Consider the following 14151-nt stretch of genomic DNA (forward strand, 5'->3'; position numbering starts at 1 on the left):
ACCCCCGACCCCCGAGGACCACACCATGACCGACCTGACCAGCACCGACCCCACCGGCACCGACCTCCCCCGGCTCAGCACCGCCGCCCTGCCCCGGATCGCGTCCGACACCTCCGCCACGACCCCGACGGCCGTGCCCTCCTACGACCGCGCGGCGACCCGCCCCGGCATCGTGCACATCGGCGTCGGCGGGTTCCACCGCGCCCACCAGGCGATGTACCTCGACCGGCTCATGACCCGCGGCCGGGCACTCGACTGGGCCGTGACCGGCCTCGGCGTCATGCCCTCCGACGTGCGGATGCGCGACGCCCTCACCGGCCAGGACCACCTGTACACCCTGACGACGAAGGCACCGGACGGCACCGAGGACCGGCGGGTCATCGGCAGCATCACCGGCTACGTCTTCGCCCCGGACGACCCGGGCGCCGCCGTCCGCCTGCTGACGGACCCGTCGACCCGGATCGTCAGCCTCACCGTCACCGAGGGCGGCTACAACACGGACCACGTCACCGGCGGGTTCCTCACCGGGCAGGAGCACGTCGCCCACGACACCGCCGAACTGCGGGCCGGGCGCACCGGCGACCTGCGGACCTTCTTCGGGCTCGTCACCGCCGCCCTCGCCGGGCGCAGGGCGGCCGGGGCGACCCCGTTCACGGTCATGAGCTGCGACAACATCCAGGGCAACGGGGACGTCGCCCGGCGGGCGTTCACCGCCTTCGCCGAGGGGGTCGACGCGGACCTCGCCGCGTGGGTGCGCGACCACGTCGCGTTCCCCAACTCGATGGTCGACCGGATCACCCCGGAGACGACCGACGACGACCGCGCGGACATCCGCCGGCGCGGCTACGTCGACGCCTGGCCCGTCGTCGCCGAGGACTACACGCAGTGGGTCCTCGAGGACTCCTTCACCGACGGCCGGCCGCCGCTCGAGGAGGTCGGCGTCGAGGTCGTCGCGGACGTGGTGCCCTACGAGCTCATGAAGCTGCGGCTCCTCAACGCCTCCCACCAGGCGCTGTGCTACCTCGGGTACCTCGCCGGCCACCGGATGGTCCACGACGTCATGGCCGACCCCCGCTTCCGGCGGTTCCTCCTGGCGTACATGGAACGGGAGGCCACGCCGACGCTCCGCCCGCTGCCCGGCGTCGACCTCGACCGGTACCGCCACACGCTCATCGAGCGGTTCGGCAACACCGCGGTGAAGGACACCGTCGCCCGGCTGTGCGCGGAGAGTTCCGACCGCATCCCGAAGTGGCTGCTCCCGGTCGTGCGCGAGAACCTCGCGGCCGGCCGGCCGGTGCTCCTCGCGGCCGCGGTCGTCGCCGCCTGGGCGCGGTACGCCGAGGGCACCGACGAGCAGGGCCGCCCGATCCGCGTCGTCGACCGGATGGCCGACCGGCTCACCGCCGCCGCGCAGGGGTACCGGACCGACCCGCTGTCCTTCCTCCGCGACCGCGAGGTCTTCGGCGACCTCGTCGACGAGCCCAGGTTCACCGCCGCGTACGCCCGCGTCCTGGAGTCCCTGCACACCCGGGGTGCGGACGCGACGCTGGACCTGCTCCTCGCCGAGCTCGACGCGGAGGCGGCCGCCGGGTCGGAGTGAGCGCCGGAGCGGGCGCCGGGGTGCGCGCCGCAGCCTAGTATCGGTGGACGTGACGCCCGGGACCGCGGCCGCACGCCGTCGTCCCCGTCCCCGCCGAGACCAGGAGGCACCATGTCCCCCACCCCGAACCCCCGGCCGACCATCACCGACGTCGCCGCCGCCGCGGGGGTGTCGACGTCGACGGTCTCCCGGGTGCTCCGCGGGGACGGGCGGGTGGCGGACGCGACCCGGACCCGGGTCACGGAGGTCGTGCGTGACCTCGGGTACGTGCCGACGGCGGCGGCGCGGTCGATGCGCGGCGGGTCCCTGCGCACGGGCGGGGGCGAGTCCCTGGGCCTGCTCATCCGCAACATCGACTCGCCGTACTACGCGCGGTTGAACCTGCTGCTCCAGAAGCGGTTGCGCGCCCGGGGGTTCCACGTCGTCCAGGAGACGGTCGTCGGCCCGCACCCGGTGAGTGAGGAGGAGCTGCTCGCGAACATCGCCTCGCTGCGGGTGCGGGGCATCCTCGTCGCCAGCGGCAGTGTGCCGTCGCCGGTGCTCGTCGAGTGGTCGTCCCGGGTGCCGTTGGTCGTCGTCGCGCGGCCGGACCCGTCGCCGGGGGTGCACTGCATCGCGAACGACGAGCCGGCGAACGGCCGGGCGCTCGCCGGGCACCTGCACGCGCTCGGTCACCGGCGGATCGTCGTCGAGGTGGTGGACCCCGCCCACTCCCTCGGGTCCCACGTGCGCAGCGCGGCGCTCGTCGCGCGGGCGCGGGAGCTCGGCGTGGAGGTCACGGAGTACGACGTCACCGCCGGGCACGACGTGGACGACCTCGTCGACCGGGTGGTCCGGGGGACGGGGGCGACGGCGGTGGCGTGCCTGCACGACCGCCTGCTGCTCGCGGTGTGGCGGGGGCTGCGGGCCCGGGGCCTGTCGGTCCCCGGCGACGTGTCGTTGACGGGCAGCGACGGGTTGACCGACGGTGTCGACCTGCTGGGGTTGACGACGGTGCGGCAGCCCGTCGAGCGGATCGCGGAGCTCGCCGGGGATCTCGTCGTCGACCTCGTCGGGGGCGGGGGTCCGGACCCGGCCGACGGCCCGGTGCGCCGGACGGTCCCGGGCTGGTTGCTGACAGGGACGACGGCCGGTCCGCCGCCCCGCCGCTGAGCGGCTCAGAACCTCAGCAGCGGCGGGAAGGCCACCATGCTGTCGAACACGGAGAACGCCGGCGGGTCGAGCCGGAGGACCGGCCCGTCCTGCGTGAGGGTCCGCAGGTACCCGTCCTCCAGCGCGCGGAGCCGGTCGTCGGGCAGCGCGGTGTCCCGCAGCCGGTAGGCCAGGGTGACGTGGAAGCGGTAGCCGTCGCCGGCCCCCTCCCCCGGGGTCGCCGCCGCGGCGCGACCGGAACCGCCCGCGCCCCACACGGCCTCCCACACGGCGGCGCGGAACCGTTCCAGGGTCCCGCCGTCGACGGGGTCGACGACGACCGCCGCGTTGCCCCGCAGGGTGACCTCCCGGACGGTGACGTCGACGGGCCCGACGGGCGGCAGGTCGGCCGCGGTGAGCCGGTGCAGCACCCCGAGGGCGCGGTCCCGGTGCGTCATGCCGGGGGTCACCCACCGGGGCATCGTCCCGTCGGCGCCGTCGGCCCCGGCGGCGCTCATGCCCGGCGCGACGGTCATGTGGAGGCTCGACGCCGGGTGGCGGGTGAGTTCGCCGGCGGGGACGTCGCGCCGGAGGGCGGCGAGGACGTCCGCGCCGTGGCGCAGGGCCGGGGAGGCGTCCGGCACCGGGGAGATGATGCTCCACCCGTGGTAGCGCCGGGGTTCCTCCGGGGTGTGCCATTTCGCGAGGGCGTCGCGCCGTTCCGCGTCGGCCGCCCGGACCCGCGTCTCCTGCGCCGTCCGTGTCACTTCTGGGTCGCCTCCACTCTCGTCTCGTACCGCCGGACGGCGGTCTCGGCCTTGTCCTGCACCTCGGCGAACTGTTCCCGGGGTGACTCCCCGGCCGCGATCCGCGCCATGGCGGTGCGCACGTCCGCGCGGACCTCGTTGAGGGCGCCGAGGTGGCAGCCGGCGGTGACGGGCGTGGCCGGGGTGCGGGCCTCGTTGTCGAGGAGCACCCGGCGGTTCGCGTCGGCGGACGCCCGGGCGGCCTGCGCCGCCTCGGCGGTCGAGGGCAGGTAGCCGGTGGTCTTCAGCACGTCGCCCTGGAAGGCCGCGGACCCGACGAAACGGACGAACTCGGCGGCCGCGCGGAGGCGGGCGCCGTCCTTCCCCTCCTTGAGCACCCACAGCGAGTTCCCGCCCGGGGCGGACCCCGTGCGGTCCGAGACCCGGGGCATGGGGGCGACGGTGACGTCGATCTTCGCCTTCTCGACGGCGGAGAGGCCGCCGGAGGAGTTGAAGAGGATGCCGACGGTGCCCGCGCTCAACGCGCCGACGAGTTTGTCGCCGGACGTGCCGAGGTTGGCCAGGGACCCGTCGGCGTACATCGCCGCGAGCCGGTCCCAGAGGTCGAGCAGCGCCGGGTCGTCGGCGTTGAGGGCGGTGGCCCGGGTGTCGCCGACGCCGTTGCCGGGCGTGCACCACAGCCGGTCCGACGCGGCGGCGAACTGCTCGGCCCACCAGCTGTCGACGGGGAACGTCAGCCCGGCCCGGCCGGTCACCCGGTGGATCGTCTGCGCGGCCCCGAGGACGTCGTCGAACGTGCGCAGCCCGGCGGGGTCGACGCCCGCCTCCCGCAGCACGGCGTTGTTGAGGTACATCACCGGCTGGGAGACGAACATCGGCATGGACCACAGGGTGCCGGCGGTCTCGTAGTAGTTGCGGACGATGGGCAGGAGGCCGTCGGCGACGGTACGGCCGTCGGCCCCGAGGAGGTCCTGCACGGGTTCGACGATGCCGGAGTCCCGCATGTACGCGGACTGCACGTCGGAGGCCTGCATGAGGGTGGGCACGTCGCCGGTCTGGATGCTCGCGGCGAGTTTGGCGAAGGTGTCCTCGTATCCGCCCTGGTAGGAGGCCTCGACGGTGATGCGGCCGCGGTGGGCGTCGTTGAACTCCGCCACCTTCTGCTTGAGGTAGTCCCCGGCCGCCCCGGAGACGCCGTACCAGAACTGGACGGTGACGGCACCGTCGGCGGTGACCTGTTCGGCGGTGCCGCCACCGCACGCGGCGACGCCGAGGAGGCCGGTGGCGGCGAGGGCCGCGGCGACGGTCCGGGCGACGGTCCGGGTGGCCGTCCGGGCGGCGCGGGGTCGGGACAGGCGGGTCATTTCACCGCTCCTTCCGTCAGGCCCCGGCTGAGGTGGCGTTGGCCGAGCAGCACGAGGACGAGCATGGGCAGGGACGCCAGGAGCAGGCCCGCGAGGACCATCCCGGTGTCGGAGGAGTTCTCGCTGGACAGGGACTTCAGGCCCGGCTGGATCGTGCGCACCTCATCCGACATCGTCACGAGCAGCGGCCACATGTAGCCGTTCCACGCGGCGACGGCGGAGGTGATGAGCGCGGTCATGCACACCGGCGCGTTGAGGGGGAGGACGAACTGGACGAGGAACCGCAGCGGTCCGACGCCCTCGAGGCGGGCGGCCTCGTGGATCTCCGTCGGGAACCGGCGGAACGCCTGGATGAACAGGAAGATCGTCAGCGCGTTCGCGAGGAACGGCAGGAAGATCGCCGGGACCTGGTCGTAGAGCCCGAGCTGCCGGACGGTGAGGAAGTTGCCGAGGATGTTGACCTCCTGGGGCAGCATCATGGGGACGACGAGCGCCACCGCGATGACGCCGGTGAACCGCATCCGGCCGAAGACCAGGGCGTACGCGGCGAGGACCGCGGTGACGAACTGGGCGGCGGTCTGGACGACCGTGACGGTGACGCTGTTGAGCAGCTGGTCGGTGATGGACGACCGGTCCCAGGCGTTGCGGATGTTCTCGAGGGTCCACCCGTCGCCGACGAGCCCGCCGATCCCGCCGGTGAGGGCGGTCGTCGGGTGGAGCGCGCCGAGGACGGCGTAGATCACGGGCGCGGCGACGGCGAGGGCGGTCAGCGTGAGCCACACGACCGTGAGGACGGTGCCGACGGTCACGCGGGACCGCCGGGGGCGGCGCGCGGGGCGCGGGGGTTTCCGGGTCGGGTGTGTCGTGGTCGTGGTGGTCACCGGTACGTCACCTTCCGTGCTGACAGGGCGAACTGCACCGCCGAGAGGACGACGATGAAGACCGCGAGGACCATGCCGCTCGCCGCGGCACTGGAGTAGTCGTTGGTGGAGTCGCCGAAGGCCCGGGTGTAGAGGTCGACGACGAGCGTCTGCGTGGCCCCGGCGGGTCCGCCGCCGGTGAGCGCGTTGATGACGGTGAACTCCCGCAGCGCCGCGACGGACTGGGTCACCGCGAGGAAGAGCAGCATCGGCGCGATCGAGGGCACGAGCATGTGGCGGATGTAGCGCAGGCCCGTGCAGCCGTCGAGCCCCGCGGCCTCGGTGATGTCGCCGGGGACGCCGTCGATCGCGGCGAGGAGCAGGAGCACGACGAAGGAGATCCCGGCCCACGTGTCGACGACGAGCACGGACACCCGCGCCCACCCCGCGTCGGTGAGCCAGCCGACCGGGCCGAGGCCGACGAGGTCGGCGAGCTGGTCGGCGGGGCCGACGGACGGGGCGAGGATCTGGGAGAAGATGAGGGCCCCGACGGCGGTGGACACGGCCATGGGGATGAGCACGGCGCTGCGGAGGACGGCGGTGCCGCGCAGCCGGCGGGCGAGCGGCACCGCGATCGCGAGGCCGAGGACGAGCTTGACGACCGTCGAGGCGACGGTGAACACGAGCGTCCAGGCGAAGGTGGACCAGAACTCGCCGCTGGAGAGCATGACGGTGTAGTTCTCCAGGCCGGCCCACCCGGCGGGCCGGCCGAAGAGGTCGGTGGCCTGGAAGGACAGGACGACGGCGCGGAGGAACGGGTAGTAGTCGAACACCGCGAACAGGAGCAGGGCGGGCAGGAGGAACAGCCAGGGCCACAGGGGGCGGCGCCGGGCGGCGGCCCGGGCGCGGGCGGGGCTCGGTGCGGTCACGGCCGGATCGCCCCCTCCCCGTCGGTGTCGAACCAGTGCGCGGCGCCGGGGCGGATGCGCAGGCCGACGCGGGTCCCGGCCGCGGGGGCGGCGTCCCGGGTGGTGCGGACGATCACGGGGTGGTCGTCGTCGACCCCCTGGTCCCCGGGCACCGTGCGGACGTAGCAGTCGCTGCCGGTGTCCTCGACGAAGCGCACGGTGACCGTGAGGTCGGCGTCGGGGCCGTCCGGGGTGACGAACTCCAGGTCCTCGCAGCGGACGCCGAGGGTGACCCGCCCGGTCGGCGCGGCCTCCCGGATGTCGCGGGGGACGGCGACGGTCGTGGCGCCGGCGTGGGCGGTCGCGCCCCCGTGGCCGTCGAGGACGAGCGGGAGGAGGTTCATCGACGGCGAGCCGAGGAACCCGGCGACGAAGAGGTTGCCGGGCCGGTCGTAGAGCTCGCGCGGCGTGCCGACCTGCTGGAGGCGGCCGTCGGCGAGGACGGCGATGCGGTGGGCCATCGTCATGGCCTCGACCTGGTCGTGGGTGACGTAGACGGTCGTGGTGCCGAGCCGGCGCTGGAGGTCGACGATGTTCGCGCGGGTGGCGACGCGGAGGACGGCGTCGAGGTTGGACAGGGGCTCGTCCATGAGGAACACGGACGGGCGGCGGGCGATGGCCCGGCCCATGGCGACGCGCTGCCGCTGGCCGCCGGAGAGGTCGCGGGGCCGCCGGTCGAGGTGGTCGGCGAGGCCGAGGAGCGCGGCGACCTCGCGGACGCGGGTGCGGCGTTCGTCGGCGTCGATGCCCTGCATGCGCAGGGCGAACTCCATGTTCTGCCCGACGGTCATGTGGGGGTAGAGGGCGTAGGTCTGGAAGACCATGGCGATGTCGCGGTCGGCGGGGGCGACGCCGGTGACGTCGCGGCCGCCGAGCCGGATCGCGCCGGAGGTGACGTCCTCCAGCCCGGCGATCATGCGCAGCGTGGTGGACTTCCCGCTGCCGGAGGGGCCGACGAGGGCCATGAACTCGCCGTCCTCGACGGTGAGGGTGAGCGAGTCGATGGACGGGGTCGTGGCGTTGTCGTGGATGAGGGTGGCGTTGTCGAAGACGATGGCTGACACGGGGGGTGCCTCCGTGGGTGTGACGGACGGGGACGGGCGGGGCCCGCGACGGCGGCCGGTGCCGGTCGGTGCCGGGCGGTCGGTGCCGGGGGCGGGTCCGGTTCCCGGGGACCACTGCGGTTCGACGACGTGACGGCGCCGCGGCACGGCGGGCGCCTCACCCCTCTGGTCGTGGGAACGTTCCCATGGGATCATGAAAGGCTGTGCGCTGTATGTTTGTCGGGTGAACTTTCGGTGAAGTTCTGTCGTACGGCAGATTTATGGGAACGTTCTCTACCAGGCCTTCACCTCCCGGGCCTTCAGCTCACGGGGCTCCACCTCACGGGGGCGTCCCCTCACCCCCCGCGCCGCGGCTGGCAGTGCGGGCACCACCAGATGATGCGCTCGAGCTCGCCGTCGTCGCCCCCGGCGTCCGGCCCCCCGAGGACCCCGGTGCGCAGCGTCGTCCCGCACCTCCGGCACGGCCGGTCCGCGCGGCCGAAGACCCAGTTCCCCCACCCCGGCCGCCGGTCGCCGGTGAACACCCGCCGGGGTTCGGACCGGTTGTCCCACATCGTCCGGCGGGCGAGGTCCAGCGCCCGGACGGCCCGCTCCTCCCCCACCGCGGCGACGCTGTCCCGCGGGTCCACGCCGGCGAGGAAGCACACCTCCGCCCGGTACTCGTTGCCGATCCCGGCGACGACCCGCTGGTCCAGCAGTGCCGCCCCGACCGGCCGCCCGGGCCGCGCGAGGAGCCGCCGGACGGCCTCGGCGCGGCCGTCGTCCCCCCACCCGGGGTCGAGGATGTCCGGCCCCAGATGCCCGATGACCTGCGGATACTCGTCCGCGTCGAGGAGCCGCACGAACCCCAGGCTGTGCCCGACGGTCTCGATCGCGGGGCCGCCGGGGTGCTGCGGGGGGAAGCGGAGGACGACGCGCGCCGTGTGCGCCGGGCGCCTCCACCGGTCGCCGACGCGGTGGACGGACCACACCCCCTCCATCCGCAGGTGGGTGTGGAGGATGCGCCCGCCGGCGTCGATGAAGAAGTGCTTGCCGTACGGCCACACCCGGCGCACCGTGCGGCCGGTGAGGTCCTCCGTGGCGTGGCGGGGCACGCGGATGTCGCAGTGGGTGACGGTGCGGCCGGTCATCCACTGCATCCGCTCGGAGAGCTGGAGGACGGAGTCCCCTTCCGGCATGTCTCACCTCCGCCGGGTCGTGCGGTCACGGGGTCACGGGGTCACGGGGTCGTGCGGCCGGTGGCGTCCGAGGATACGCCGCCGGCCCCGCGCCGCGGCCCCGGACCACCGCCCCGCGCGCCCCGTCACCCGCGCACGCTCAGCCCCTTCGGCGTGAGCCGCGCCCCGGCGGCGACCCACGCCCGGGTGTCGGCCTCCATGACGTCCCGGCCGTTGAGCCGCTCCACCGTCACCGGGGAGACCCGCCCCGCCCGCACCGCGTCGGCGAGCACCCCGACGACGGTCGCCACGTCCTCCGCCGGCACGGCGTCGTCCCCCGGTGCGGCGTCGTCGAAGGAGGGCGGGCCGAAGACGGTCACCGTCCGCCCGCCCCGGGTGAGGTGGGCGAGGCACCGGCCCCGGGAGAGGACGACGAGCGCCCCCGCGCCCCGCGTCGGCGTCGACCCGGACGCCGGCCAGGGCAGGGCCGCCCCGAACGGGTTCGCCGGGTCGGCGGCGGCGAGGAGCACCGGGGGCGTGTCCCCGCCGGACCGGGAGTCCTCCGTGCGCCGCAGCTGGTCGATGACCCCGCGGGAGGCGAACTGCGCCCCGCCGAGCCCGTCGACGACGTACCCGCGCAGCACCGCGCCGCTGTCCTCCCACGCGGAGAGCGTGCGGTAGACCTGCGCGAACCCGCCCTCGGCGTGTTCGGCGACGATCGAGCCGCGGGTGACGACGCCGTAACGGTCGAGCCACGCCTCCCCCTGCGCGACGGCCCGGTCGGCGGCGGAGGTCGAGGGCTCCGGCGCGGCCGACCAGCGGCCCGGCGCGCCGGCGTGCGCGTTCATCGCCTCCCGCCGGGCCCGCACCTCCTCCGAGCGGACGGTCTGGGCGAACGTCGTGCGGCCCATGCGCAGGCGCCCGGCCCCGCGGCCCCGGTCCCGGCCCCGGCGCGGCGCGCGGTGGGCGCTGCCGGCGCGCGTGCCCGACCCCGGACGGCCCACCCCGGCGAGCCGCGCGCGGAGCGGGGCGAAGGAGTCCGGGGTGACGAGCCCGGCGTCGAAGAGCTCCCACAGGGCGTCGTCGACGGCGGCGTGGTCGGCGTCCGCGCCGAGCGCCCGGGTGACCTCCGCGGCGAGGAACGCGCCCCCGCCGCGCAGGTGTCCGTGGACCGCCGCGGCGAGCGGGCCGACGGCCGTGCCCTCCCCCGGCTCCGGCAGGAGCACCGGGGCGAGGTCCGCGGGCAGGAGCATGACCAGCGGGTCGTCCGTCCCCGCGGTGCCCGCGCCGACGGCGAGGACCTCCCCGGTGGCGAGGAGGTCGTCGAGGTCCGCGGGCCGGACGTCCGGGATCCGCGCGGGGAGGACGACGGTCTCCCACGCGCTCGCCGGGAGGGCGCAGCCGGCGAGCTGTTCGAGGACGCCGGGCAGCTCGTCCCGGGTGCACTGGCCGAGGCCGTGCCAGGACGCGACGAACTCCGCGTAGGTCTGCGGGCTCACCGGGTCGAGCGCACCCCGGGCGCGGGCCAGCGTCGCCGCGCGGAGCCGCCGGAGGACGGCGACGTCGACGAACCGCGTCGTCCCCTCCCCGGGTCCCTCCCCCGCCCCGCCGGTGTCCCCGCCGACCTCGAACACCCCGGACTCGAGGCGTCGTCCCTGCACCCACCGGCGCAGCACCGCCCCGGCCGTGGCCACCCCGAGCCCGAACTCCGCCGCGGCCTCGGCGGCCGTGAACGGCCCCCGGCCGCGCGCCCACCGCAGGAGCAGCTGGTCGACGGCGTCCCGGACGGTCCCCGTGTCCGCGGCGACCCCCGGCGGCACGGGCACGCCGAGCCCGTCGCGGAGCAGCGGCGCGTCCTCGACGACGGCCAGCCGCCCGGTCCCGCCGACCCGCACCGCGCACACCCGGCGCGGGATCATCGCCCGGACCGCGTCCAGGGTCGCGGCACGGGCGGCGGCGTCGCCGTCGCAGCGGCGCTCCACCTCCTCCGGGGTCAACGGCCCGAGTTCGCGGAGCATGTCGACGACCTGCTCGGCGGAGCGGGCCCGCCGGCCGTCGGCGAGCCACTGGAGGGCGGCCACGGTGTCCGCGACGACGTCCGCGTCGAGGACGAGTCCCCCGCCGCTCCGGCCGAGCACCGCGGCGAGCAGCGCCGGGTCGACGGCCAGCGCGGCGGAGCGTTCCGCGGAGTCCCCCTCGTACATGAACGCGCCGGTGTAGCTGAACAGGAGGGACCGGGCGAACTCGCCGGGGGTGTCGGTCGTGACCTCGGCGACGCGCACCCGCCCGCCCGCGGCCCCGGCGGCGGCCCCGGCGGCGGCGGTGACGAGCCGGGCGAGGGCGTCGAGGTCGTAGACGTCGTGGAGGCATTCGCGCATCGTCTCGACCATGACGGGGAACTCCGGGTGCTGCCGGGCGACGTCGAGCAGCTGGGCGGCCCGCTGCCGCTGCTGCCACAGCGGCTGACGCGCCCCGGGGCTGCGGCGGGGCAGCAGGAGCGACCGGGCGGCGCACTCGCGGAACCGGGCGGCGAAGAGCGCCGACCCGCCGACCGCGCCGGTGACGTCGCCGAGGACGAGGTCCGCGGGGGCGCCGGCGTCGTCCCCGACCCCGGTGAGGAGCTCCACCCCGGGCGGCTCCTCGGTGTACGGCAGCCGCAGGACGATCCCGTCGTCCCCGGCGACGGGCATGGCGTCGATCCCGGAGCGGCGTTCGAGCTCCACCCCGAGCGCGAGGGCCCACGGCGCGTTGACGCCCCGGCCGTACGGGGAGTGGACGACGACGCGCCAGTCCCCGACCTCGTCCCGGAAGCGTTCGACGAGGAGCGTGCGGTCGTCGGGCACGGTCCCGGTGGTCTCCCGCTGGCTGGCGTAGAAGGAGTCGAGGTTGGCCCGGGTGTTGTCGTCGAGGAACGGGGCGTCCCGCAGGTCGCCGTCGCCGCCCCGGCCCCAGGCGCGGCGGCAGCGGCCGATGACGGCGGCGAGCCCGGCGGGGCGGCCCTCGCCGTCGCCGGTCCAGAACGGCAGGCGGCCCGTGTGGCCCGCGGCGGGGACGACGACGACCCGGTCGCGGGTGATGTCGGTGATGCGCCAGCTGGACGCGCCGAGGGTGAAGACGTCGCCGACGCGCGACTCGTAGACCATCTCCTCGTCGAGCTCGCCGACCCGCCGGCCGCCGGTGCCGCCCGCCCCGCCGGTGCCGCCGTCGTCCCCGGTGGCGAGGAAGACGCCGAACATTCCCCGGTCGGGGATCGTCCCGCCGGAGGTCACGGCGAGCCGTTGCGCGCCGGGCCGGGCCTCGAGGGTCCCGGCGACGGGGTCGTAGACGACGCGGGGCCGGAGCCCGGCGAAGTCGGTCGAGGGGTAGCGGCCGCTGACGAGGTCGACGACGCCGTCGAACGCCTCCCGGGGCAGGGCGGCGTAGGGGTGGGCGCGGCGGACGCGGCGGAACCAGTCCTCGACCGCGACCGTGCCGGCGCGCGCCCCGTCCCCGTCGTCCCCGTCCCCGTCGTCCCCGTCGAGCCCCGCGACGACGGCGGCCTGCGCGGTGACGGCGACGGTCTGCTGGGCGAGCACGTCGAGCGCGTTGGTGACGACCTCGACGGGTTCGAGGTCGCCGGCGAGCATCCGGTCGACGACGACCGTCGCGATCTCCGCGTCCTGCCGGTGCAGCGGGTACACCGTGCCGGAGGACACCGCGCCGACGGTGTGCCCGGCGCGGCCGAACCGCTGCACCGCCGCGGACACCGACGGCGGGGCCCCGACCTGGATGACGTGGTCGACGAGCCCCATGTCGATGCCGAGCTCGAGGCTCGACGTCGCGACGACGCACCGCAGCTCCCCGGACTTCAGCGCGGCCTCGATGTCCGCCCGTTCGTCCTTCGACACGGACCCGTGGTGCGCCCGGGCGATGACCGCCGGCGCCCCGGGCACCCGCGCGGACTGGGCCATGACCTGCGCGGGGTCGCGGCGGGTCGGCGCGGCGAGCGCGTCCGGGTCGTGCTCCTCGGCCCACATCTCGTTGAGCGCGCCGGTGAGGCGTTCGGCGGTGCGCCGGGCGTTGACGAACACGAGCGTCGAGCGGTGCCGGGTGATCCGCCCGTAGACGGCCCGCTGCACGTGCGGCCACACGGAGCGTTGCGTGGGCAGGGCGGACTCCCGGTCCACCCCGGAGGCCACGCGTCGCCCGCTGCCGGGAGGGGTCGCCCCGCCGACGCCCTCGCCGATGAGGGTGGGGCCGACGAGCGCGTCGTCGACCGGCGGGTCCCCGTCCCCGACCTCCACCCCGTCCCCGGCACCGTCCCCGGCACCCTCGCCGTCGATCCCGGGCGGGTCCCGGAAGTCCTCGACGACGCTCCGCACGTGGACGTCCCACGCCTTGTGCGCCGGGGGGTTGACGACGGTCACCGGCCGGTCGCCGCCGAGGAACGCCGCGACCGTGTCCACCGGGTTGACCGTCGCGGACAGCCCGATGCGCTGCACGGGCGCCCCCGTCACGGCCTCGAGGCGTTCGAGGCTCAGCGCGAGGTGGCTGCCGCGCTTCGTCCCGGCGACGGCGTGGATCTCGTCGACGATGACGGTGTCGACGTCCCGGAGCGTCCCCGCCGCCTTCGAGGTGAGCATGAGGTAGAGCGACTCGGGGGTGGTGATGAGGATCTCGGGCGGGGTGCGCAGCAGCCGCGCCCGCTCCGCGGCGGGGGTGTCCCCCGACCTCACCCCCACCCGGACGGGTGCGACGTCGTCGCCCGTCGCCTCCGCCGTCCGCGCGATGCCCGCGAGCGGCACGGCGAGGTTCCGGTCGACGTCCACGCCGAGGGCCTTCAGCGGCGAGATGTACAGCACCCGCGTCCCCGACCCGGGGGTGCGCCCGGACCGCCCGGAGCGCGGCGTCGTCCCCCTCCCCGCACCGGCCCCCGCCCCCGGTCCGGGGTCGTCCCCACCGTCGGTGTGCTGGAGAAACCCGCCCGGACTCAGCCGGGACAGGGCCCAGAGGAAGGCGGCGAGGGTCTTGCCCGACCCCGTCGGGGCGACGACGAGCGCGTGCTCCCCCGCCGCGACGGCCCGCCACGCGGCCCGCTGGACGGCCGTCGGCTCCGTGAAGACCTCGCGGAACCACGCCGCGACGGGCGGGTGGAACAGGTCCAGCGGATCGTCCGCCGGGTCGCCCGCCGGATCACCGTGAGAGCTGTCACCGGGGGCCGGGGCTCGTGTGACCATCCCCTCAACCTACTAGGGTGTCAG

At 75.7% G+C, this 14151-nt stretch carries 9 protein-coding genes; 2 read left to right on the plus strand and 7 right to left on the minus strand.

The window, feature by feature from the left end:
• Positions 1 to 25 precede the first annotated feature (25 nt).
• Together CBOVI_RS08050 and CBOVI_RS08055 are read left to right on the plus strand one after the other, a co-directional pair.
• Positions 26 to 1600 carry a mannitol dehydrogenase family protein gene (locus CBOVI_RS08050; RefSeq protein ID WP_010270751.1) on the plus strand — a complete coding sequence of 525 codons (1575 nt, stop codon included), beginning with the start codon at positions 26 to 28 and terminating at the stop codon, positions 1598 to 1600.
• A gap of 111 nt (positions 1601 to 1711) precedes the next feature.
• Complete coding sequence (locus tag CBOVI_RS08055) at positions 1712 to 2752, plus strand: LacI family DNA-binding transcriptional regulator (protein ID WP_010270754.1); 1041 nt, start codon at positions 1712 to 1714, stop codon at positions 2750 to 2752.
• 5 nt (positions 2753 to 2757) lie between these two features.
• Here the strand turns inward: CBOVI_RS08055 and CBOVI_RS08060 are convergent, their stop codons facing one another.
• The 7 genes from CBOVI_RS08060 to CBOVI_RS08090 form a co-directional block, all read right to left on the minus strand.
• On the minus strand, positions 2758 to 3498 hold the full coding sequence (locus CBOVI_RS08060) for a hypothetical protein (RefSeq protein WP_010270757.1): 741 nt from the start codon (positions 3496 to 3498) through the stop codon (positions 2758 to 2760).
• A complete protein-coding gene (locus tag CBOVI_RS08065; RefSeq protein ID WP_010270760.1) occupies positions 3495 to 4862 on the minus strand; it encodes an extracellular solute-binding protein in 1368 nt (455 codons plus the stop codon). The genes CBOVI_RS08060 and CBOVI_RS08065 overlap by 4 nt, the downstream gene beginning before the upstream one ends.
• The gene (locus CBOVI_RS08070; RefSeq protein WP_010270763.1) at positions 4859 to 5743 is read right to left on the minus strand and encodes a carbohydrate ABC transporter permease; all 885 of its coding nucleotides are present in this window, start codon (positions 5741 to 5743) and stop codon (positions 4859 to 4861) included. The genes CBOVI_RS08065 and CBOVI_RS08070 overlap by 4 nt, the downstream gene beginning before the upstream one ends.
• A complete protein-coding gene (locus CBOVI_RS08075) occupies positions 5740 to 6651 on the minus strand; it encodes a carbohydrate ABC transporter permease (RefSeq protein WP_010270765.1) in 912 nt (303 codons plus the stop codon). The genes CBOVI_RS08070 and CBOVI_RS08075 overlap by 4 nt, the downstream gene beginning before the upstream one ends.
• Positions 6648 to 7754: an ABC transporter ATP-binding protein gene (locus CBOVI_RS08080; RefSeq protein ID WP_029157929.1), complete on the minus strand. Its 1107-nt coding sequence runs from the start codon at positions 7752 to 7754 to the stop codon at positions 6648 to 6650. Before CBOVI_RS08080 ends, CBOVI_RS08075 begins: the two co-directional genes overlap by 4 nt.
• Positions 7755 to 8089: 335 nt before the next feature.
• The gene (locus CBOVI_RS08085; protein WP_010270770.1) at positions 8090 to 8932 is read right to left on the minus strand and encodes a DNA-formamidopyrimidine glycosylase family protein; all 843 of its coding nucleotides are present in this window, start codon (positions 8930 to 8932) and stop codon (positions 8090 to 8092) included.
• 125 nt (positions 8933 to 9057) lie between these two features.
• Complete coding sequence (locus tag CBOVI_RS08090; protein ID WP_183273632.1) at positions 9058 to 14127, minus strand: Lhr family helicase; 5070 nt, start codon at positions 14125 to 14127, stop codon at positions 9058 to 9060.
• Between the last annotated feature and the right edge of the window lie 24 nt (positions 14128 to 14151).

Source organism: Corynebacterium bovis DSM 20582 = CIP 54.80 (genome assembly GCF_030408615.1).
GTDB classification, from domain to species: Bacteria; Actinomycetota; Actinomycetes; order Mycobacteriales; family Mycobacteriaceae; genus Corynebacterium; species Corynebacterium bovis.